15 protein-coding genes are annotated in these 21,377 nt (G+C 57.2%); 6 read left to right on the top strand and 9 right to left on the bottom strand.

Going from position 1 to position 21,377, the window contains the following annotated elements; translation table 11 throughout:
• Positions 1-177 precede the first annotated feature (177 nt).
• The 4 genes from QMP16_RS08830 to QMP16_RS08845 are packed head-to-tail and all read left to right on the top strand — an operon-like array spanning position 178 to position 6,429.
• Positions 178-3,276 carry an ABC transporter transmembrane domain-containing protein gene (locus QMP16_RS08830; protein WP_282152059.1) on the top strand — a complete coding sequence of 1,033 codons (3,099 nt, stop codon included), beginning with the start codon at positions 178-180 and terminating at the stop codon, positions 3,274-3,276.
• Positions 3,269-4,165 (top strand): CPBP family intramembrane glutamic endopeptidase, encoded by an 897-nt coding sequence (locus tag QMP16_RS08835; RefSeq protein ID WP_282152060.1) that lies wholly within the window; start codon positions 3,269-3,271, stop codon positions 4,163-4,165. The genes QMP16_RS08830 and QMP16_RS08835 overlap by 8 nt, the downstream gene beginning before the upstream one ends.
• Before the next feature lie 60 nt (positions 4,166-4,225).
• Positions 4,226-5,158, top strand: a complete 933-nt coding sequence (gene accD / locus QMP16_RS08840) for an acetyl-CoA carboxylase, carboxyltransferase subunit beta (protein WP_282152061.1) — start codon at positions 4,226-4,228, stop codon at positions 5,156-5,158.
• The gene (locus QMP16_RS08845; protein ID WP_282152062.1) at positions 5,155-6,429 is read left to right on the top strand and encodes a bifunctional folylpolyglutamate synthase/dihydrofolate synthase; all 1,275 of its coding nucleotides are present in this window, start codon (positions 5,155-5,157) and stop codon (positions 6,427-6,429) included. Before accD ends, QMP16_RS08845 begins: the two co-directional genes overlap by 4 nt.
• A gap of 77 nt (positions 6,430-6,506) precedes the next feature.
• Here the strand turns inward: QMP16_RS08845 and zapE are convergent, their stop codons facing one another.
• On the bottom strand, positions 6,507-7,565 hold the full coding sequence (zapE, locus tag QMP16_RS08850) for a cell division protein ZapE (RefSeq protein ID WP_282152063.1): 1,059 nt from the start codon (positions 7,563-7,565) through the stop codon (positions 6,507-6,509).
• Between the two features lie 146 nt (positions 7,566-7,711).
• Between zapE and QMP16_RS08855 the strand changes: the two genes are divergently transcribed.
• On the top strand, positions 7,712-8,950 hold the full coding sequence (locus QMP16_RS08855) for an MFS transporter (RefSeq protein ID WP_282152064.1): 1,239 nt from the start codon (positions 7,712-7,714) through the stop codon (positions 8,948-8,950).
• A 1-nt stretch (position 8,951) separates the two neighbouring features.
• Here QMP16_RS08855 and QMP16_RS08860 read toward each other — a convergent pair whose 3' ends face one another.
• From QMP16_RS08860 to QMP16_RS08880, 5 genes are all read right to left on the bottom strand, one after another.
• Positions 8,952-9,572 (bottom strand): HAD family hydrolase, encoded by a 621-nt coding sequence (locus QMP16_RS08860; RefSeq protein WP_282152065.1) that lies wholly within the window; start codon positions 9,570-9,572, stop codon positions 8,952-8,954.
• Positions 9,573-9,715: 143 nt separating this feature from the next.
• A complete protein-coding gene (locus tag QMP16_RS08865; RefSeq protein ID WP_058272080.1) occupies positions 9,716-10,171 on the bottom strand; it encodes a YaiI/YqxD family protein in 456 nt (151 codons plus the stop codon).
• On the bottom strand, positions 10,168-11,625 hold the full coding sequence (gene sthA / locus QMP16_RS08870; RefSeq protein WP_282152066.1) for a Si-specific NAD(P)(+) transhydrogenase: 1,458 nt from the start codon (positions 11,623-11,625) through the stop codon (positions 10,168-10,170). The genes QMP16_RS08865 and sthA overlap by 4 nt, the downstream gene beginning before the upstream one ends.
• A 3-nt stretch (positions 11,626-11,628) precedes the next feature.
• Positions 11,629-12,462 (bottom strand): S-formylglutathione hydrolase, encoded by an 834-nt coding sequence (gene fghA / locus QMP16_RS08875; protein WP_282152067.1) that lies wholly within the window; start codon positions 12,460-12,462, stop codon positions 11,629-11,631.
• A gap of 101 nt (positions 12,463-12,563) precedes the next feature.
• Positions 12,564-13,493, bottom strand: a complete 930-nt coding sequence (locus QMP16_RS08880; RefSeq protein ID WP_282152068.1) for an AEC family transporter — start codon at positions 13,491-13,493, stop codon at positions 12,564-12,566.
• A 206-nt stretch (positions 13,494-13,699) separates the two neighbouring features.
• Between QMP16_RS08880 and QMP16_RS08885 the strand changes: the two genes are divergently transcribed.
• A complete protein-coding gene (locus QMP16_RS08885) occupies positions 13,700-14,317 on the top strand; it encodes a TetR/AcrR family transcriptional regulator (RefSeq protein WP_282152069.1) in 618 nt (205 codons plus the stop codon).
• Positions 14,318-14,387: 70 nt separating this feature from the next.
• On the opposite strand, the gene QMP16_RS08890 is transcribed toward QMP16_RS08885, so the two are convergent.
• From QMP16_RS08890 to QMP16_RS08900, 3 genes are read right to left on the bottom strand one after another with little or no spacing between them, the layout of a single operon-like run.
• Positions 14,388-15,758, bottom strand: coding sequence for an HlyD family type I secretion periplasmic adaptor subunit (locus QMP16_RS08890; RefSeq protein WP_282152070.1), 1,371 nt, complete (start codon positions 15,756-15,758; stop codon positions 14,388-14,390).
• Positions 15,755-17,512, bottom strand: coding sequence for a type I secretion system permease/ATPase (locus QMP16_RS08895; RefSeq protein WP_282152071.1), 1,758 nt, complete (start codon positions 17,510-17,512; stop codon positions 15,755-15,757). The genes QMP16_RS08890 and QMP16_RS08895 overlap by 4 nt, the downstream gene beginning before the upstream one ends.
• Positions 17,513-17,571: 59 nt before the next feature.
• The gene (locus QMP16_RS08900; protein WP_282152072.1) at positions 17,572-21,291 is read right to left on the bottom strand and encodes a beta strand repeat-containing protein; all 3,720 of its coding nucleotides are present in this window, start codon (positions 21,289-21,291) and stop codon (positions 17,572-17,574) included.
• Positions 21,292-21,377 lie beyond the last annotated feature (86 nt).

Genomic DNA, 21,377 nt, shown 5'->3' on the forward strand with positions numbered 1-21,377 from the left:
ATCCGTATAAAACTATCCGACACTAACGTGGTTGTGACTGGGCGGTTTTGGTTGTGTCTGCTAAGGCCCCCATCGCCGTTCTTGCAATCATCTGGGACTGTGCGTACCGTCCGGCACCTGATTGCTTTGGATTATCCGAAAAACCACGTACTAAATTCTTTGAGGCAAGGCCGGGGCATGGAACCCACACTATTTTCGTTCATCTGGAAACACTCGAAAAAGCAGCAGCTTGTGCTGTTGTTTCTGACGGTATTGTCGTTTCCGTTTCTCTACGCCTCGCTCGAGCTGCCAAAACAGATCATCAACGACGCAATTGGTGCGCCCAACGATAGCGTTACACTTTTTGGGTTCACCTTCACGCAGGTCCAATATCTGCTAATCCTCTGTTTTGCATTTTTGGCCACTGTAATAGCCAGCGGCTTGATGAAGATGCGCATCAACACGATGAAGGGCATATTGGCCGAGCGTATGCTGCGCCGGCTTCGGTTCACGCTGATTCACCGCGCGATGCGATTCCCGAAATCGTATTTTGCCACGACCAGCCAAGGTGAACTTGTTTCAATGATCACCTCTGAGGCCGAACCGATGGGCGGCCTGATGGGTGATGCGATTGCCCAGCCGGTGTTCCAGTTTGGTCAGATGATGACCATTGTCACCTTTCTGTTCATGCAAAGCGTTTGGTTCGGTCTGGCCAGCATCGCGTTGATTCCGTTGCAGGCATGGCTGATCCCAAAACTGCAGCGCCAGATCAACCTGCTGAACAAGGAACGAATTCAGCAGGTCCGCCACCTCAGCTCGGAAATTGGCGAAAGCGCGGCGGGCATCAGCGATTTGCGGGCCAATGGTGGCTGGCGCTATCGGTTGGCACAATTCAGCCATCGGTTGGGAACCTTGTTCGAGATCCGGTTCAAGATCTACAACAAGAAGTTCTTTATGAAGTTCCTCAACAATCTGATCACTCAGATGACGCCGTTCCTGTTCTATTCGGTCGGTGGCTATCTGGCGATCACGGGTGAGGTGACAGTGGGTGCGTTGGTCGCGGCGCTTGGGGCATACAAGGACCTTAGTGGCCCATGGAAAGACTTGCTGACCTATTACAACCAGGTTCAGGATATGTCTTTGCGCTGGGAAATCGTGATTGAACGTTTTGCCCCGGACAACATGATCCCTGAAGAGCTGTTTGTGGGTGAGCCAGAGTCCATTCCGCATCTCAGCGGCGATATCGAGCTGCGCAATGTAACAGTGCGCGATGATGACGGGAAAACCATCCTTGAAGATATCGATCTGACCATTCCCAAGGGTGCCCGCGTTGCTATTCAGTCGTCAAGCGCCGCCGAGCGCGGCGCGTTGGCGCAACTACTGACACGAGAGCTTTTGCCGGTACAAGGCAGCGTCACAATTGCGGGTCACGATCTGCTAAAACTCCATCAGACGGTAATTGCAGCGCGGATCGGCTATGCCTATTCGCGACCCTATCTGTTTGATGGGACTTTGGGCGATAACCTTTTGATGCCGTTGCGAACCCATCCACAACACGAACCCGACGCGAAGAAGGCCCCAAGCCGGTGGCAGATCGAAGCGGTGCGGGCCGGGAACCCTCCGGATTCCCTCTCGGATGAGTGGATCGATCCCGGCCTGGCAGGGTTGGAAGACATCGAGGATATCCGCAACTGGTGGTTCCAGCTGGTCGAGGCGATGGGCATCGACGAGTTCATGTTCCGCCGGACATTACGTACCCAGTTCGATCCAGAGCAACATTCTGCCCTGGCGCGTGATATCGTAAATCTGCGCGACACGGTCGCGCAGAGGTTGGAAGAAAAAGACCTGGCGCGGTATGTCTATCGGTTCGAACCGGACCGCTTTAACCCGGCTGTTCCGCTGGGGGGCAACCTGCTGTTTGCCGCTCCGTCTCGCGATATCTCACCGGATATTCTGGCGGGCGATGATCGGTTCATGTGGATGCTGCGCCATCACGATCTGGACGATGACGCCATGAGCATTGCAAGCGCGGTGCTGGAAACACTGCACCAGACGTTTGGACGGGACGGGGCAGATCACCCGCTGTTCCTTCGTCTGGGTATGGCCAAGGATATGTTCCACCGTCTGCTTGATATCGAGGATCGGCGCAAAGCCAAAGGGGATGAAGCAATCAGCGAGGGCGAGCGTGCCTTGTTGCTGACCGTTCCGTTCCTGCTGACCGCGGAACAGATCGGGCCTGATTTTCCAGACGAGTACAAAGATAAGATCTTGGCCATCCGAAGGGGGCAAGCGGAACAGCTGCGTGCCTCGATGGATGGGATGTTCGTTCCGGTCACGCCGGATGCATATATTGAACGCATGACTGTCATGGAAAATGCCCTGTTCGGGCGGGTTTCTTTGATGGCCGGGGCGCACACGGATGAAATCGAAGATGTCGTCGCCGAAGCCATGAACGAAGCTGGCCTGCGCCGCCGGGCGGCAGCCATTATCTATGACCTGCCCTCGGGTCTGGGTGGGAATAATCTGCCGACGGTATTTCAGGAACGCGCCGCGTTCTCGCGCGCTGGAATCAAGCGTCCTGATGTGTTGATCCTGGACAAAGCTCTGGCCAGCCATGATTCCGAGAGCAGGCTGAGAACCCGGCTGAAACTGCGGGAATTGTTGCCGGATTCCATCATGATCTTCATGGAGGATTACTTTGCCCATCCCGAAGCCTATGATCTGTTCGTCGAGATCAAGGATGGTCGAATTGACGGCGTCTCGCGGACCCGCCCAGAAGAAGAGGCCAGCTCAACGGATGACCTGAGCCGTAAGCTCAAGATTATCTCGTCGACCGAGCTGTTTTCCGGCATTGACGGTCGCAACCAACGCCTTCTGGCGTTTTCGGCGCAATGGTACGATGCCGCAGCCGGACAGATCATCTTCTCCGAAGGGCAAACGCCAGATGCCGCTTATCTGTGTATTTCAGGCGAAGCTGACTTGATCTGGAATGAAGGGAACGGAACCGCGCGTACGATCTCGGTCATCGAGCCGGGGCGTCTGATCGGAGACTTGTCGATTATCACGGGCGAAATTCGGCAATTTGATTTGGTCGCGGTCAAGAATTGTTCGTTCCTGCGCATTGGGGCCGAGGAATTGCGCGCGGTTATTGAAAGTGACGCAGGTGTTGCAATGCAGCTGCTGCAAACGGTTGCCGGCTATCTGACTACGATTTCCGAAAGGCTAAACGCCGCCAATGCAACCTCATTGATCTTCGATGATGACGAGCCGAAACGGGAAACGGCCGACAATGCCTGACGCCCGCCCCGGCAGATACATAGCGCATGAACGACTTGTTGCACCTTCGCGCGCACGGCCAGAGCTTTGGCGCCTGCTGGTCGGGCTGACGATTGTTGGCGTGGTTGGCATCCTTCTGAACTTTCTACTTTTTGGATTGGTTGCGGGTCTTGGATCCGTCGAATGGGCCCAAGGTTTGCTGACCGGCGCATCCCCGGTTGCACTTTTGGTGCTACTGGCAAGCTTTGGCTTCATCACATTGGGCGTGTCCATCGCTGCAAAACGCCTACAACATCGAACTCTGAGGTCAATCTGTGGTCCATGGCGCGAGGGCATTGGGCAATTTTGGAATGTTTTTAAGGCATTGCTGATCGTTGGGATCGTCGTGGCCATCTTGCCGCCATATGGCATGGGCGCAACGCTGACGCAGAATTTGGCACTGTCGACCTGGCTGTTGTTTCTGCCTTTCTCGCTTTTTGCAGTGCTGATTCAGACAAGCGCTGAAGAGGTGCTTTTTCGGGGTTACATCCAGCAAAGTCTGGCAGCACGATTCCGATCGCCGGTTATTTGGTTGGGCGTACCGTCGATTTTGTTCGCTGCAGGTCACTATGCCCCCGGCGCGGCCGGAGACAACGCGCTATTGGTTGCTGTGTGGTCCGGGATGTTCGGCCTGATGGCGGCGGATCTGACGGCACGGTCTGGGACGTTGGGGCCTGCTATCGCATTGCACCTGTTCAACAATATGGTCGCTCTGCTGTTTGTTTCCTTACCCGATGGCTTAAGTGGTCTGGCATTGTATCTGCTTCCTTACGACATGTCGGATACCGGGGCGCTGCGGCAATGGCTGTATGTGGATTTTGCTGTGATGATCGTCAGTTGGCTAACAGCGCGGGTTGCGCTCAGGCGTTGATTGCATTTCTTTCCGTAGCGTCTTATTTGACGTCAAAGCCGCACAAGCCAAGGTTCCGATATGAACTGGATTACAAACTACGTCCGCCCACGGATCAACTCGATCTTCTCGCGCCGAGAAGTGCCGGAGAATCTTTGGCACAAATGCGATGAATGCGGAACCATGCTGTTTCACCGTGAGTTGGCAGAAAACCAGAATGTCTGCACCCAGTGCGATCATCACATGGCGATCACTCCGCGCGCGCGGTTCGATCATCTGTTTGATGGTGGGATCTTTACCGAGGTCGAGGTTCCCGCGCCCAAAGACGATCCGCTGCAATTCCGCGATCAGAAAAAGTACCCCGACCGGATGAAAGCCGCCCAAAAGAAAACGGGCGAGAAAGAGGCGATGTTGGTCGCCCTGGGTGAAATTGGCCGAACCCCGATTGTCGCAGCTGCGCAAGACTTTTCGTTCATGGGCGGATCCATGGGCATGTATGTCGGCAACGCGATCATCGCGGCCGCTCAAGAGGCGGTGAAGCTAAAGCGCCCGCTGATCCTGTTTTCGGCCGCTGGCGGCGCACGGATGCAGGAAGGTATCCTAAGCCTGATGCAGATGCCCCGCACAACCGTGGCAGTGGAAATGCTGAAAGAGGCAAATCTGCCCTACATCGTAGTGCTGACTCACCCAACGACGGGCGGTGTGACGGCTTCGTACGCGATGCTGGGTGATGTCCATATCTCAGAGCCCAATGCGCTGATTTGTTTTGCCGGTCCACGCGTGATCGAACAGACGATCCGGGAAAAGCTGCCCGAAGGCTTCCAACGCGCGGAATACCTTTTGGATCACGGCATGTTGGACCGTGTGACCAAGCGGACCGAAATGCGCGATGAGTTGATCACCATCACGCGGATGTTGATGAACCAGCCTCCAGCGGTCAAAGGCGATCTGCCTGCGCCCGAACCCGAAGATGCAGTGGCAGAAGCCCCGACTGAAAACGCGGAAGACAAATGACCCTTCAGACATCGGACATCATCCTGGAAAGGATGATGGCGCTGCATCCCAAGATCATTGACCTGACCTTGGATCGTGTCTGGCGTCTGCTGGCCGCGCTGGACCATCCGCAAAACAAACTGCCCCCGGTGATCCACATCGCCGGAACCAACGGCAAAGGCTCGACCCAAGCCATGATCCGCGCGGGTCTGGAAGGGGCAGGGCTGTCCGCCCATGCCTATACCTCGCCCCACCTGGCCCGGTTTCATGAGCGTATTCGTCTGGCGGGTGAACTGATTTCCGAACCGGATCTGACGGCGGTTCTTGACGAATGTTATGCCGCCAACGGTGGCGAGAACATCACGTATTTTGAGATCACGACCTGCGCGGCCCTGCTTGCTTTTGCCCGGTCCAAGGCGGACTACACGTTGCTTGAGGTCGGGTTGGGTGGCCGGTTGGATGCGACCAATGTCATTCACGACCCAGCGGTAACGGTCATCACGCCGGTTTCAATCGACCATGAGCAATTTCTGGGTGATACCTTGGGCAAGATCGCCGCGGAAAAGGCCGGCATCATCAAACCCGGTGTTCCCTGCATCGTTGGCCCGCAAAAGGATGAGGCGCTGGAGGTCATTGAATACACTGCCGCGCGTCTGGGTGCACCTTTGTTGGTGCATGGCCAACACTGGCATGTCACCGAAGAAAACGGGCGGCTCGTCTATCAGGACGAAACTGGCCTGCGCGATCTACCGCTGCCAAATCTGTTGGGCGCACATCAGTATCAAAATGCCGGTGCCGCGCTAGCGGTCTTGCGTCATCTGGATCTTGGGGACGACGCCTATGAGGCTGCGGTGACCAAGGCTGAATGGCCAGCCCGTATGCAGCGATTAAAAACCGGCCCGCTGGTCGAACAGGCCCCCGAGGCCGAGCTTTGGCTGGATGGTGGTCACAACGCCGCCGCAGGTCTGGCATTGGCCGATCTACTGGCGAAGCTGCCTGCACGTCCAACCCATATGATCTGTGGGATGTTGAACACAAAGGACGTTACCGGGTATCTGGCTCCGCTGGCCGCGCAGGCGCAAAGTCTGACGGCAGTCTCTATCCCGGGCGAGGCCAATACGCTGAGCGCTGACGACACCGCAGAAGCCGCCTCTCGGGTTGGGCTAGCAGCATCCACTGCCGACAGTGTGACCGAGGCCCTGAAAAACATTACCGAAAATGACCCGCAGGTGCGGGTTCTGATCTGTGGATCACTATACTTGGCCGGTAATATTCTGCGCGAGAACGGCTGACGAACGCACATCCGCACAGCTTCATCTGGCCAAAAATATCCCGGGGAGTCGCGCAAAGCGCGGCGGGGGCAGCGCCCCTATTGCCCCCAATCCTGATCCTGCATTTCGCGCAGGCGCGACGCGGTACGCTCAAACTCAAACGTGCCTTCACCTTCGACATACAGCATCTCGGGTTCTGCCGCAGCTGAACAGATCAAGCGGACTTTTCCCTCATACAGTGCATCGATCAACGTTACGAACCGTTTGGCTTCGTTAAAATTATTGCGTGACAGGCGCGGGATGTCCTCAAGCACCAGAACTTTGACCTCTTCCGCGATGGCAAGATAATCTGCCGGGCCCAGCATCCTTCCACAAAGGTCGTAAAAACTGGCCCGCGCCACGCCATTTCGGAAAGCTGGCAGTTCTACCGCACGACCGTTGACCTGCAGGATCAGCGGTTCCGCCGCCCCCCCGGCCAGGTCATTCCAGACGCTGCGAATGCTCTCGCGTGCTTCGGGGCCTATGGGCGTAAAATAAACAGGTGCGCCTTCCAGTCGGTTTTGGCGGTAATCCGTCGGTGAGATCAGCTCCCACACCTCAAGCTGTTTTTTGATATGTGCAATGAAGGGCAAAAATAGCTGACGGTTTAGCCCGTCCTTGTACAGGTCATCCGGATGGCGGTTCGATGTCGTCACGACCACGGTGCCACCTTCATGCAGCAGATCGAACAGACGACCAACAATCATCGCGTCCGTGATATCGGTGATTTGCATTTCGTCAAATGCCAGTACGCGCGCGGACTTGATCACCGAGGCGGCCACCGGAGCCAACGCGTCTTCAACCCCGTCCTTACGGGCCTTGTGCATGCCTGCGTGGATTTCCTGCATAAAGGCGTGAAAATGCACTCGGCGGGCGGGGATGTCTGCCAAAGAGTCGACGAACATGTCCATCAGCATGGATTTTCCGCGCCCGACTCCGCCCCACAGATATAAACCCTTGGGCGGCGGCGGGGCTTTTCGAAAGAACCCCCGTTTCACAGGTTCGGCCAATGCCGCCCGGATACGTTCGAAATGAGGAAGAACGGCCTCTTGAGCGTCGTCTCTGGTCAGGGTGCCGTCGGCCACCTGCGTGTCATAAAGCGATATCAAACCCGTCATGTTTTGAGGCATAGCGCCCGGTTTGCCCTTTGAAAAGCAGCCATTTCTCGGACGCATCAATTTTGCTGATCCGTGACCGCAAAACTCCTGAATTGACGCACAACCTAAACGCGGTAACGTCTGGTTCTTGAACGCCCGAGGACCTAATGCCCCAACACACGCGCTTGCTGAACCCCATCCTGATCGTCGGATGTATCATCATCACCGTCAGTTTTGCCGTGCGCGCATCGTTTGGCGTGTTTCAGATCCCCATCGCAGATGAGTTCGGCTGGCTGCGCTCGGACTTCTCGATGGCAATCGCAATTCAGAATTTGGCCTGGGGCATTGGGCAGCCGATTTTTGGGGCCATCGCCGAAAAGGTCGGCGACAGGCGCGCAATTATTCTAGGGGCTCTGACCTACGCGGCGGGTATGGTTCTATCGGCCTGGTCCGTCACTCCGTTCGAGCACCAAATGTACGCATGGCTTGTGGGGTTCGGTATCGCGGGAACAGGATTTGGCGTGGTGCTTGCCGTGGTGGCGCGGGCATCGTCGGACGAAAACCGCTCCATGTCGCTTGCGATTATCACAGCTGCGGGCAGTTTCGGTCAGGTTCTAGGGGCGCCTACAGCCGAGTGGATGCTAAGCTTTATGCCTTGGCAGCAGGTGTTCATTGTATTCGCCGCAGCGATCTTGGCACTGGTGCTGACACTGCCGTTCATGCGCGCCCCACAGGTTGCCAGTAAAGCAGAGATCGAAGAAAGCATGAGCCAGATCCTGACCAGGGCTTTCCGCGATCCATCCTATACGCTGATCTTTCTGGGCTTTTTCAGCTGCGGTTATCAGCTTGGCTTCATCACCGCACATTTCCCCGCTTTCGTGACCGAGATGTGCGGACCTATACAACCCGGTGGCGTTCTGCATTCTATTGGCATCACAACCACATCAGCACTGGGGGCCGTGTCAATTTCATTGATAGGCCTGGCAAATATTGCGGGCACGCTGCTGGCGGGTTGGGCCGGGAACCACTTTCCCAAAAAATACCTTCTGGCAGGTGTCTATACGGCGCGCACACTTGCGGCGGCGGCCTTCATCGTGTTCCCGATCACGCCCCTGTCGGTCATCGTGTTTTCGCTGGTCATGGGCTCGCTGTGGCTTGCCACCGTCCCGCTGACTTCGGGGCTGGTCGCGCATCTCTACGGACTGCGTTACATGGGAACGCTGTATGGGATCATCTTTTTCAGCCACCAGGTCGGTAGTTTCCTGGGCGTCTGGTTGGGCGGGCGCATGTATGACCAGTACGGCGACTACACCATGGTCTGGTGGATCGGAGTCGCGATTGGGGCGTTCAGTGCCATCGTCCATCTTCCCATCCGCGAAAACCGCCCAACGCCCGTCACCGCCTGAGCTATAGCGCCTCTTCGGCCGTCAGCAGACCTTCTTGCAGCAGCCGGTCCGCCCAGCCCTGTGGGCCGGTAAAGTGGTGCGTCTGCCATCCACGGGCGCGCGCCGTTTCGATATTTTCGAGTCGGTCGTCGGTGAACAAAAGCGCCTCGGGCGGTAGTCCACAATCCGCTTCGACCATTTCATAGATCGGAACATGCGGTTTGACGGTCTGCATCCGTCCCGACACGTATTGTTTGTCGAACTCGTTGAGGAACGGGTAAACCGTCGTCGCATAGTCGAAATTTTGCACCCCGAAATTGGTCAATGCAAAAACCGGCACGCCTTTGGCCCGCAAGGCCCGTTGCAGACGGACCGAGTGGGGGATCTCGGGCGCGGCAAGTTCGATCCACTTGTCGTGCCACATGCGGATTTCATCCCGCCATTCCGGGTATTTCTCGGCCCAATCATAGATTGTGTCAGTGAAGTGATGACCCTGGTCAACCAGGTCGTTCATCCCGTGCAGGTCAACTTCCGAGAACATGGCACGACGGCGCTCTTCCCCGATGACCTGGTCGTAATAGCGTTCGGGTTGCCATTCGATCAGAACATTCCCGATGTCAAAAACAACAGCTTTCACCGACATGTACGTACCTGTCTTCCTGTTCCTTAGTTGGTGCCACTGAACCAAGCGCGACGGGATTGTTCAAGGCACAACCGCAGCGCGCAGCGCTGCCCGGCCCAATTGTCAAAGACGCATCTATGATGCGTCGCTGGCAAGCGGGAGGATTAGCCCCGCTGCGCAGCCCTTAACTCACGTTCCAGGGCGTCCAAAAACCGGGATCGGTCAGCTTTGCCAAAGGGTTTTCCGCCGCCACCCGCGCCCAATGGGTTGGATGCGCGCAAGTCGGCCATCAAATCACGCATGGCCAGTTGCTGGCCGATATTGGCCGCGGTAAAGGCTTCACCGTTTGGACGGAGGACCCGAGCGCCGGCCTCAACACATTTTGCGGCCAGCGGGATATCCGAGGTTACCACTACGTCCCCTGCGCCGCATCGTTCGGCGATCCATTTGTCTGCCTCATCCGCACCCTCAGACACGATGACCACCTGCACCAATGGGTTTGCAGACGGCCGCAAGCCACCGTTTGACACCAGTGCCATCGGAACTTTGTGCCGGGTTGCAACCCGTTCAGCCTCGGCTTTCACGGGGCAGGCATCGCCATCGATATAGAGCGTCGTCACGCTTTCCCGGCCTTCTTATCGGTCTTTTCAGCGGGTTTCTTGCGCACTTTGAACTCGTCCGGGATTGGCATCCGATTGAATGCATCCAAACCAGCGATCTTATAGGCCTCGGCAAGGGTTGGATAGTTGAACGTATTCTGCACGAAGTAATCCACCGTGCCCTTCAGATTCAGGACTGCCTGCGCGATATGGATCAACTCTGTCGCACCTTCGCCCACGATCTGCACGCCAAGCACCCGGCGGGTTTTCAGTGAAAACAGCATCTTCAGCATGCCATGCTCCAACCCCATGATATGCCCACGCGAAGTCTCCCGGAACCGCGCCACGCCGACTTCGTATGGGATGCCGCGTTCTTGCAGTTCCTCTTCGGACATGCCGCAAGTTGAGATCTCGGGGACCGAATAAATGCCGTAAGGATACCAGGGACTTTCCGGCAGGGTAGGGGTTTCCAGTGCGTGACATGCAGCCACACGGCCCTGTTGCAGCGAGGTTGAGGCCAATGATGGGTGCCCAATCACATCGCCAGTCGCGTAGATATGCGGCACTGCAGTTTGATACGTCTTGCGATCCACGTCGATCCGATTGCGATGATCGGTTTCCAAGCCAACGGCCTGCAGGTTCAATGCCGATGTCGCCCCCATGCGCCCGGCGGCGAACAGTAGCATCTCAGCTCGCACGTGGCGGCCATTCTCGAGAGTCACTTCGACATGGCCCCCAGCGTCTTCTATCTTTTGAACGGCTGAGCCCAGACGTAGGTCCACGCCGTTTTCGCGGATCTGATGGGTGAAATCATGGATTAGGCGGGTGTCGATGAAATCTAAGAAGGTTTCACGAGGTTCGATTAACGTCACCCGAACGTCCAATGCCGAGAACATGGTGGCGTATTCCACGCCAATCACTCCGGCACCTATCACGACCAGCGAGCGCGGGATCTCTGCCATCTCTAGAAAGTCGTCACCGTCCACTACGGTCTTGCCGTTGAATGGCACATAATCCGGGCGATAGGTTTTTGTTCCGGTTGCGATCAGGAACTTGGCCGCCGTAAGTCTCGTTGTCTCACCGGCATCAGTGGCAACCTCAATCTCGTGAGGCCCAACGAATTTGGCCAACCCGTTCAGGGTCTCCACATGGTTGCGGTTGAATTGGTGTTCCAGCACGTCAACTTCATGATCCAGCGTCATATGCAGACGTGCCTTCAGGTCTTCGGCCCGGATCTGATCTTTGACCCGGTACGAGCGGCCATAAAAACTGCGCTCGCGCCAGCCGGACAGGTTCAGTACCGTTTCACGCAGGGTCTTTGACGGGATCGTTCCGGTGTGGACGGACACGCCGCCAAACCGATCCTTGCGATCAATCACCAGAACACGCCGTTGCAGTTTGCCCGCCTGTATCGCCGCCGAACGACCCGAGGGGCCGGACCCGATGATGATCAGGTCATAGTCGTACTTACTCATGCCTCAGTCTCCGTACAGTGCCTCGGCGTGGAAGGTGATGTGGTCTTCCATGAAGGTCGACACGAAGAAGTACGAATGATCGTAGCCCGGCTGCAGACGGATGATTGCCTGCTGACGACGTTCAGCAATTGCCTGCGCCAAAGTTTCGGGGCGCAGCAAGTCGATGAATTGGTCACTGGCACCAGTGTCGATCAGGATAGGGCCGTGAAAGCCGACTTCTTTCATCATGACTGAGGCGTCGTGTTTGGCCCATGTCGTCTGATCATCGCCTAGGTAGGCGCTGAGTTGCTTGCGACCCCAATCCGCACCCGTCGGGTTTGAAATGGGTGCGAAAGCGGACACAGACCGGAAGCGCCCCGGCAGGTTCATAGCCAGTGTCAACGCTCCGTGCCCTCCCATCGAATGTCCGGTTATGGCCTGACGCTCCGCGTCGATTGCGAAGTTTTCGGTCAGCAAAGCAGGCAATTCTTCGGCCACGTAATCCCACATATTGAAATGCGGTGCCCAAGGCTGCTGCGTGGCGTTCAGATAGAACCCGGCACCCTGGCCCAGATCGTAATCATCGTGATCGGCAACACCCTCACCGCGCGGCGAGGTGTCCGGGAAGACCACCGCGATGCCTTGTTCAGCCGCCCAGGCCTGAGCACCTGCTTTGGTCATCGCGTTTTCATGAGTGCAGGTCAGGCCTGACAGATACCACAAAACCGGAACCGGGCCGTCCTTGGCCTCGGCTGGCAAGAACAAGCCAAAGGTCATGTCGCACTGGCAGGCAGTCGAGGCGTGGCGGTAGACGCTTTGAACGCCTCCGAAACATGCGTTTTCCGAAAGGGTTTCCATTTGGTTTTGTCCTTACGCTAGGTTTGCGCCATGGCTAACCTTACACGACCAATACGTAAAGGCTGTGTGCCTTCGGCACGTCATTTTTCACAAGGTTGAGTCTAAGGCGTTCCTACCCAGGCGATGACTAATGGTACGGTTAGAATACTGGCCATTGTGGACAAAAAGATTGCAGCTGACGCACGATGCGGGGCCACACCGTAATGCGCGGCCAGCATGTAAACGTTGCCTGCCACGGGCAGAGCTGCGGCGGCGATTGCGACGGACGCGGGGAATGCTGCGACAGGCAATATCCAAACCAGAGCGATTGCAACGCAAGCAGGGTGCAAGACCAGTTTGCAAAAGCTCAGCCAGCCGGCGATCTGAACACGCTCGGCGGATTTGCTGGCCAATGAGGCTCCGATCGCAAACAAGGCACCCGGTGTGGCCGCTCCGCCCAGAATTGTCAGGAAATCGTTCAGTGGGGTGGGGACGGGGACCTTCACTGCAGACCAAAGCAAACCCGTCGAAATCGAGACAATCATCGGGTTCTTGAGCAACCCGATCCCGATCAACCGGAAGGTTGCAGGTGTTAGCCGACCGTCACGCCCGCCATTGATCAAAATGACGATTAAGGATGAAAACACCACAAGATCGACCGTTAGAACCAACATAACCGGCCCAATCGCCGCTTCGGTAAAAAGCAGCGCCAGCATCGGGAGGCCTAGAAAGCCGACATTGCCGATGGCGGCGCATTGTGCCTCAACCGCGGCGGTCGGGATGTCGAGTCGCCGTATCCATGCGACAACCGTCGCCAAGGCGTACACAGCGGCGGTTCCGATCAAGTATCCAACGACTAGCCTTGCATTGAAAATATCCGCAAAGGGCAGGGTGGCGGCAAAGCGGAACAGCATGGCCGACAGCGCAAAATAGAAAACGAATTTCGTCAGGTACGCCGTTGCTTCTTCAGAAAAAAATCGACTGCGCCCAGCCCAGTATCCCAAGCCGATGATCGCAAAAAAGGGCAGTGTGCGCAGAAAGATATCGACCATGTGCAAAGTGGTAGCACGTAACACACAGGCTGCAAGATATGACGGGCCAGTTATAGGGTTTTGGGGACGCGCGTTGTAAATTAACTTAACTGGTCAATCGAAAACCTAACGTCATCTGTGTTGCCAGGTGCCTGCTAATTGTGCGATTTGTTTATCTGAACTGAACGGTTTAAACATTTGTCACCCAATCGACCGAAGGAGAGTACATGACCGAAGCAGCCGTCATTCTGCGTACAGGCCGAAAATTTGATCAGGTCCTGCGCGGAGCCCGCGAGGTTTTCATGGCGGATGGTTTCGAAGGTGCAAGCGTCGACGACATCGCACGCGCTGCGGGGGTATCAAAGGCGACGCTATACAGTTACTTCCCAGACAAACGTCTACTGTTCATGGAAGTGGCACAGGTCGAATGCAAGCGGATGGCGGAAAACGTCGTCGCCATGGTCGATGACCGTAAACCAGCGCGCGAAGGTCTGACAATCGCTGCAACAGAGCTGACAACTTTTTTGGTCTCGGACTTCTCGCAACAGATGTTCCGCATCTGCATCGCCGAGCGTGACCGGTTCCCGGAGCTGGGCCAAACATTTTATGAGGCCGGGCCGCAGAACGGTCAACGCCAGATGGTCGAGTATCTGGAAAAGGCGGTCAACAAGGGTGAGCTGGCCATCGACAACCTGCAATTGGCAGCCGAACAGTTCAGTGAACTATGCAAGGTTCGGATTTGGACCCGCGCTGCCATTGGCGTTCAAAAGAGCTTTTCCAAAGCAGAGTTGGACGCAATTGCGACGCAGGCCGTTGATATGTTCATGGCGCGATACGGCGTCTAACTTGCTGCATTTCCTCACGAAAAAGATGTGAACGACCCGCATCCGGCAAGCCGAATGCGGGCAAAACAAGTCACTCGATAAAAGTCTTGGCCAGCCGATCACTGATTGGTTGTGACAGGTAGCTGATTACTGCGCGCTCGCCGGTTTTCACAAACAAATCCGCGGGCATTCCAGGCAACAGATCCAGGGCGGCGACTTCGGTGGGTTGATCGGCATCCAGTTTCACCCGGGCTTTGTAATAAGGCTCGCCGGTACGGTCGTCCTCCAGCGCGTCGGCTGAGATGTCAAAAATCCGGCCGCTGGCTTCGGGCACATCGGTCTGCGTAAAGGCTGACAGGCGAATGCGTGTTGCCTGACCGATCTGCAGCTTGTCGATATCGGCGGTTTTGATCCGCGCTTCGACGATCAGGGCCTGATTGGCGGGAACAATATCCATGATCGCCTCTCCGGGGCGAATGACGCCGCCGGTTGTGGATACTGCCAAATTGACGACCCGCCCGCTGGCAGGGGCCAGAACCTGTGTTCGTTTCAACCGTTCCGATGCCCCTGAATATTGTGAGCGGATCAGATCAAGCTGAGCATCCACAACCGCAAGCTCTCCGGCTATCACCTCGTCGCGCCGCTTTTGTTGGCTGAGCAGGGACAATTGCAACTCTTGCACCTGATCCTGGGCCTGCGCGATCTGGGTGCGCAACGACGCATCGACACCGCCCAGACGTTCCATTTCGATCTGGCGCGCGCTGACCCGCGTGACGGCCACAAGCCCTTTGTCCAGCAAGGACTTCAGATTGGACAGCTCAATCTGCGTGATGTCCTTCTGGTTTTGGGTCGAGAGGCGTTGTTCGTTCAGGCCGGCGATCTGATTGCGCAGCCCCTGAATGCGTTGCGCGTTGATTTGAGCCTCGGTCCGGCGGGCGCGGGCTTCGGCGTCAAACAGTTGTTTCTGCGTCAGGTAAGGCGACAGCCAATGCAGCCGCTGCATCCCATCGCTGAACCCGGCCAATGCTGTTGGCTCGTCAAACCTGTCCGTGCCGTTGATTTGCGCCAGCAAGCGGGCGCGTCGGACCGACAGTTCGCCCAATTGGCTGCCCAGAATACTCAGATCTACGTCGATATCCGAGCTGTCAAGTCGCACAAGGGGCTGACCTGCCTGAACAAATTCACCATCCGTAACAAGGATCGAGTCAATGATGCCACCGTCCAGATGTTCGACCGTCTTGCGGTCACCTTCCACCACAAACGAGGCGGGCGCGACCACCGCCCCGTCCAGTTTCGAGGCGAAGGCCCAATAGGCGCTGCCGCCAACGAAGGCCATCAGGGTAAACAACCCGAACAGGACATAGCGTTTGATCTCAGCGGTCTCGGTCGTGATGTCCAACGCTTGTACATCGTGGGCAGCAAGCGCGTTCTGAGATTGCGAGCGTTTCATCAATTGGGTCATTGGGCAGCTCCGCTGATCAGAGTTTCATTGGCAGTGGTCGCGTCGGTTTTTTTCGCCGCGGATTGGGTAGGGTTGTCCAGAACGTTCCAGCGATTGACCTTCAGAACGTCCTCTTTGTCTCCGAACTGAGATTGGGCGCCGTTTCGCAGGACCATCACCTTGTTGGCGGCCTGCAGCGTTGCCGGACGATGGGTCATGACGATGGCAATTGCACCGCGGGCCTGCGCCGACATGATCGCATCGCGCAGAGCCTGTTCGCCTTCGGCATCCAGATCCGAATTCGGTTCGTCCAAAATCAACACAAACGGATCGCCATAAAGCGCCCGGGCCAGTGCCAGCCGCTGACGTTGACCACCTGACAAAAAGAACCCGCGACCGATGCGCGTTTCATATCCATCGGGAAGGGCGCTAATCATTTCGTGCACACCGGCTTCGCGGGCGGCACGCAGCACCTCTGCATCATCTATGGCGACCGAGAAGCGACCGATGTTTTCGCGGATCGTGCCGTCGAACAGCTCGACATCCTGCGGCAGATATCCGATCTGCTTACCCAGATCTTCGTGGTTCCATTTGGACATCGGGCTGCCGTCCAGCAGAACCTCACCCCGTTGGGGGTGCCAGATGCCGGCAATCATCTTGCCCAAGGTGGTCTTGCCCGAACCGCTATGCCCGATAACTGCCAACACATCTCCGGGCACAAGGCCAAAGTCGATCTGGCGGAGCGAGGCGTTGACGGCGCGCGGGGGGCCTGCCTGCGCAATCTTGACGTCCAGAGATTTGAACGCGCGCGGCAGGTGCAGATTGGGTGGGGCTTCGGCAAACTCTTCGGTCAGTTTTGCCAGCTTGGAGTAAGATCCGCGCGCGGCCAGAAAGCTGCGCCACTGACCGATCAATTGGTCAATTGGGGCCAATGCGCGGGCCAGAACGATGGTTGCCGCAATCATGACGCCAGCGGTGGATTCTCCGGTGATGGCCAGTGCCGCGCCAAGTCCCAGAATGGCCGATTGCAAACCCATCCGAACGGTCTTGGACACGACAGAAAAGCTAGCAACCCGGTCGGCGGCGCGGGTCTTGTGCTGATGGGCTTCCGCCTGAAGCGAGGTCCAGCGTCGCAGCAAATCGGATTTCATGCCAAGCGCTTGAACAAGCTCGGCGTTTTTATCACTGATGCTGAACAAGGCATCTGAACGACCGCGCGCTTGCGAAGCCGACCGCATCGGTTCCCGGGAGCGCGAGTTGTTGATCAGAGCCATGATCGTCAGCATGACGGCCCCGGCCAAACCAAGCAGACCCAGATAGGGGTGTAGGGCATAAAGGACCAACAGATAGAGCGGGATCCACGGCGCGTCGAAACACGCGGTCAGCGTGGTTCCTGAGATGAATTCGCGAAATCCGTTCACGTCTTCGACAAGGTTTTCGCCAGCGTCGGCTTCGCCATGGACACGGCGGCGCATCGCAGCGCCAAGAACTGGGGCACCAACGTTCAGCTCAAAGCGGGCGGCCAGACGTCCCAAAATGCGCATCCGCATCAGGTCAAGGCAGGCGACCACGACGAATACACCGGCCAACAATGCTGACAACGCGATCAAGGTGTCGACATTTTGACTGGTCAGGACGCGGTCGTAGACCTGCAACATGTAAAGCGGACCGGCGAGCATAAGAAGGTTCAGAAACAAGCTGAAGAAGGCAACTGCAACAAAGCCGTTGCGCAGCGACCCCCAGGCGGCTTTCACGGGATTGGTTTGCTGGGACATCAGGGAACCCTTTCCGGTTTGGCAAACGGGGCGACCTAGGCCGCCCCGCTGTTGATTGGTTAAACGATGAAGTCGTTCTCGGTCAGGTCTGCGGCGTTGACACCGGCCAGACGGATCGAGCCTGCGTCGCCGAAGCTGATGACGGCGTCGTCACCATCCTGAACGGTACTCGGACCGCCGTCGAAGTCAGGGCCCAGATCTCCGATCTGAATTCTGTCGACGCCCGTTTCAAAGTCCGAGATTGTGTCGTCACCGAAGGTGCCCTGGAACAGGAAGGTGTCAGCGCCTTCGCCACCGATCAGGACGTCATTGCCGCCCTCACCGTTCAGCAGGTCATCGCCATCCGCGCCGTTCAGAACGTTCTCCAGATCGCTGCCGACAATCACATCACCATCGTCAGAGCCGATGACATTCTCGATCGAGACCAGCACGTCGGTTTCGATCTGATTGTCGATCACGTCCAGACCGACAACTCCGGTGCCGCCTGTTGCATCAACATCAAGCGTCGCGCCTGCGTCCACCAGCGTGTCCTGCACGACCGGGCCGTTTGCGCCCGCTGGTGCGTTGTGCAGATGGATGGCTGATACGACACCGGGGATCGGCGTGTTCAGGTCGGCCTCGTTAAGGCCCACAACGCTCAACTCGCTCGAGTAGGTGACTTCGCCTGTTGCCAGGTTCTGAGTGATGACAACGGTCGCGTTGCCGGTGGCTTCGCTATCCGATGTCGGCCCGGGTTCTTGCGATGCGTCCAGACCGCCGCTCAGCGAAACTGTGCGGATGCCGTTTTCGGTTACATCGCTGTCGACCAGCAATTGCCCGCGAATTTCCCCGGCAGGAAAGTCGGAGGTGTGAATGTTGTAGTACAGATTGCCCAGAACGGCCTCTTCTACAAACCAGCCTCCATCCGGGATATTCGCACCAAACTGGTCCGGAGCCACAATAGCCGCATCCACGATCGAGACGCTGAACCCGGTATCGCGCGTGGCGGAGCCGTTGCCATTGGCGTCCAGACGGACCTCTACGGCAACATCCAGATCCGAGAAATCGGCTGTGTCGATGCCGTCGCCTCCGTCGATGAAATCATTGCCCAGACCACCGGTCAGCACATTGTCTGCATCGCCAACGATCAGAACGTCATCACCTGCGCCACCGTCAATGTCGCCGTTAGTGGTGCCCAGATCGACAAAAATGTCATTGCCGTTGCCCAGCAGAACGTTGCCGTTGATCACTCCTTCGTCGTCGTTGACGATGGTAACGTCACCAGCACCCGATGCATCGATCGCATTTACAGTGCCTCGGATTTCGCCTTCGTTCAGGATCGCACCCAGAAGGTTCAAACCGCCATCGATACGAATACCGGCTGCAGCGTCCGACTGGTCGGACCCGGCAATGAGACCTTCGTTGATGACAACTCCGGCAAAAGATGCGTCTTCCTGACCCGTGAACAGGCGCAGACCATCGCCAACCTGATTGCCCTCGGTTGCATCGCCGCGACCCTGCAAGACACCTTCGTTTACAATCGCTGCCGAGACGACATCGCCTGAAACGTCACCTGTTTGCAGCGAAACAGCCGAGCCGTTGTTGCCCTCGCCCGCGTCCACCAGACCAGTGTTAGTGAAGGTGTAGTTGTCTGCCGTACTATCAGCGTAGACTGTGCCGTTGCGCTGATTGCCTGTACCTAAAATGGCACCCAGGTTCTGAACGGAAAGCCCGTTACCATCGATGTTCACTGCCCGGCTGTCCGAGGAAACGGTTCCACTATTAACAAACGACCCGCCCGAATGGTCACCAGTGCCAAAGTAGACACCGTTTTGCACGCCTTCGATGGCGCCCGCGTTAAGCAATGTGCCATGGAAGTTCACGCCATTGACAACTCGGATGCCGGCGACCGTGCCGTTGGCGCCTTCAGAGAAAATCCCGCCAAAGTTGGCGATCGTCGCATCGGTAGTTCCGGTGTTGCCAACGTTGCCGATGCGAACGCCATCACCGGCAAGCGGCGTGGCCGCACCCGCGTTTCCGCGCCCGTTGATTACGCCCGTGTTTTCCAGTGTAAATGTGTTGGCACCATTTTCTGCACCACCAATTTCCACACCAAAGCCAGAACCCTGATTGCCGTCACCAGCGTCGATCAGACCTGAGTTCTGTACAGAGAAGTCATCCGCGGTTCCATCAGCGTAAACCGTACCGTTGCGCTGATCTCCGGTGCCAAGGATGTTACCTTGGTTGTCGACCTCAAGCCCCGTGCCATCAATGTTGAAGGCCCGGCTGTCCGAGGACACAACGCCTCCTGCTTCGTTGACGAAACGACCACCCGTATGATCCGCGTTGCCAAAGTAGACGCCGTTTTGGACACCCGAGATTGTGCCGGCGTTGGTAAATTCGGCCTGAAAGCTCACGCCATCCACAACGCGCGCACCGGCTACAGTGCCGTTGGCACCTTCCGAGCGCACCTCGCCACGGTTGACAATGGTCGCTTCGGCGATGCCCTGATTTCCGGGGTTGCCGATGCGGATACCATCTCCGGCCAGGCCAGTGCCTGCTGCGCCGTTGCCCCGACCCTGGATCAGGCCGTCGTTTTCCAACGAGAACGTGTTGGCACCATCGGCGGCTCCACCGATTTCTGCTGCGAAACCCGAGCCCTGGTTGTGCTCACCCGCGTCGATTGTGCCATTGGCCAGATTGCGGACCGAGAAGTCATCTGCGGTGCCATCGGCATAAACGGTGCCGTTACGCTGGTCGTCGTTTCCCAGAATGTCGCCGCCATTGATCAGGTTGACACCTGAGCCGTCGATATTCACCGCGCGGCTTCCGGATTGGATGGTGCCAAAGTTCAGCACGTCCAGATCATGTTCACCATTGCCGATGTAAAGGCCATTGCGCGGGCCTTCGATCACGCCGGTCGACGTGTTCAGGATCTCACCTTCGGCGTTTACGCCATCCGCGATGCGGATACCGGCGGCCGTGCCTTGGTTGCTTTCGGTCGAGATCAGGCCGCTGTTGACGATCTCGGTTTCCAACGTGGCACCTTCGACACCGTCGTCAATGCGAATGCCGTCGCCGGCCAGCCCGGTATTGGCGGCCCCTTGGCCACGGCCTTGAATTGTCGCGCCAAAGCCGTTGAAGATGTCGGTTTCCACGCGATCGCCGACCTCATCGCCGATCTGCAACGAGATGCCCGCGCCCTGGTTGCCTTCGCCCGCGTCAATCGTGCCACCCGTAAAGTTCGAGATCGAGATGTCTTCGGCAGTGCTGTTGGTGTAAATCGTGCCATTGCGCTGATCGCCGGTGCCGATGATGTCACCGAAGTTGCGCACATCAATGCCTTGGCCCTGAATGTCGACTGCGCGGCTGTCAGAGCTGATCACGCCGCCGCGGAAGTTGTCCAGGCCGCCCGAGCTTTGAGCACCTGCAAACTGAACGCCGTTAAATTCACCCGCGATCTCACCAAAGTTGCGAACCTGTGCGCTGCCGGTGACCTGAACGCCGGTGGCTAATGCGTCGGGGCCGTTGTTCGCTTCGATCCGCCCAGAGCGGAAGTTGAACACGTCAACATCCTGTCCCTGCGCCTGAACGGCGGCAACAGCGTTGTTGGTGATGATTTCACCAAAGTTCAGCAGACGCGAGAAGTCATTTGCCAGCACGAAAGCCGGGGTGTCATCTACAACGGTGCTTTGAAAGAAGTTGTTGAAAAGGGTTTGGCCGTCGCGGGTGGTCTCTTGCGCTATTGTAGACGTGGTCAAGAGACGAGCGCGCAGGCTTGTCAGAAGTTGGGACAGCATGGGGTACTCCGTCATAAATTGTTACGTTTGGCAGTCCGCCCTGTGTGTCGGGCATTCCACGTAGCAAAGGGGTAGACGGCACCCCG

This window comes from Ruegeria atlantica, from assembly GCF_947495585.1.
GTDB lineage: Bacteria > Pseudomonadota > Alphaproteobacteria > Rhodobacterales > Rhodobacteraceae > Ruegeria > Ruegeria atlantica_G.

Excerpts from the sequence above, each read along its gene's own strand:
- QMP16_RS08830 (WP_282152059.1), top strand. The coding sequence starts at position 178 with ATGGAACCCACACTATTTTCGTTCATCTGGAAACACTCGAAAAAGCAG.
- QMP16_RS08835 (WP_282152060.1), top strand. The coding sequence starts at position 3,269 with ATGCCTGACGCCCGCCCCGGCAGATACATAGCGCATGAACGACTTGTT.
- accD (WP_282152061.1), top strand. The coding sequence starts at position 4,226 with ATGAACTGGATTACAAACTACGTCCGCCCACGGATCAACTCGATCTTC.
- QMP16_RS08845 (WP_282152062.1), top strand. The coding sequence starts at position 5,155 with ATGACCCTTCAGACATCGGACATCATCCTGGAAAGGATGATGGCGCTG.
- zapE (WP_282152063.1), bottom strand. The coding sequence starts at position 7,565 with ATGACGGGTTTGATATCGCTTTATGACACGCAGGTGGCCGACGGCACC.
- QMP16_RS08855 (WP_282152064.1), top strand. The coding sequence starts at position 7,712 with ATGCCCCAACACACGCGCTTGCTGAACCCCATCCTGATCGTCGGATGT.
- QMP16_RS08860 (WP_282152065.1), bottom strand. The coding sequence starts at position 9,572 with ATGTCGGTGAAAGCTGTTGTTTTTGACATCGGGAATGTTCTGATCGAA.
- sthA (WP_282152066.1), bottom strand. The coding sequence starts at position 11,625 with ATGAGTAAGTACGACTATGACCTGATCATCATCGGGTCCGGCCCCTCG.
- fghA (WP_282152067.1), bottom strand. The coding sequence starts at position 12,462 with ATGGAAACCCTTTCGGAAAACGCATGTTTCGGAGGCGTTCAAAGCGTC.
- QMP16_RS08880 (WP_282152068.1), bottom strand. The coding sequence starts at position 13,493 with ATGGTCGATATCTTTCTGCGCACACTGCCCTTTTTTGCGATCATCGGC.
- QMP16_RS08885 (WP_282152069.1), top strand. The coding sequence starts at position 13,700 with ATGACCGAAGCAGCCGTCATTCTGCGTACAGGCCGAAAATTTGATCAG.
- QMP16_RS08890 (WP_282152070.1), bottom strand. The coding sequence starts at position 15,758 with ATGACCCAATTGATGAAACGCTCGCAATCTCAGAACGCGCTTGCTGCC.
- QMP16_RS08895 (WP_282152071.1), bottom strand. The coding sequence starts at position 17,512 with ATGTCCCAGCAAACCAATCCCGTGAAAGCCGCCTGGGGGTCGCTGCGC.
- QMP16_RS08900 (WP_282152072.1), bottom strand. The coding sequence starts at position 21,291 with ATGCTGTCCCAACTTCTGACAAGCCTGCGCGCTCGTCTCTTGACCACG.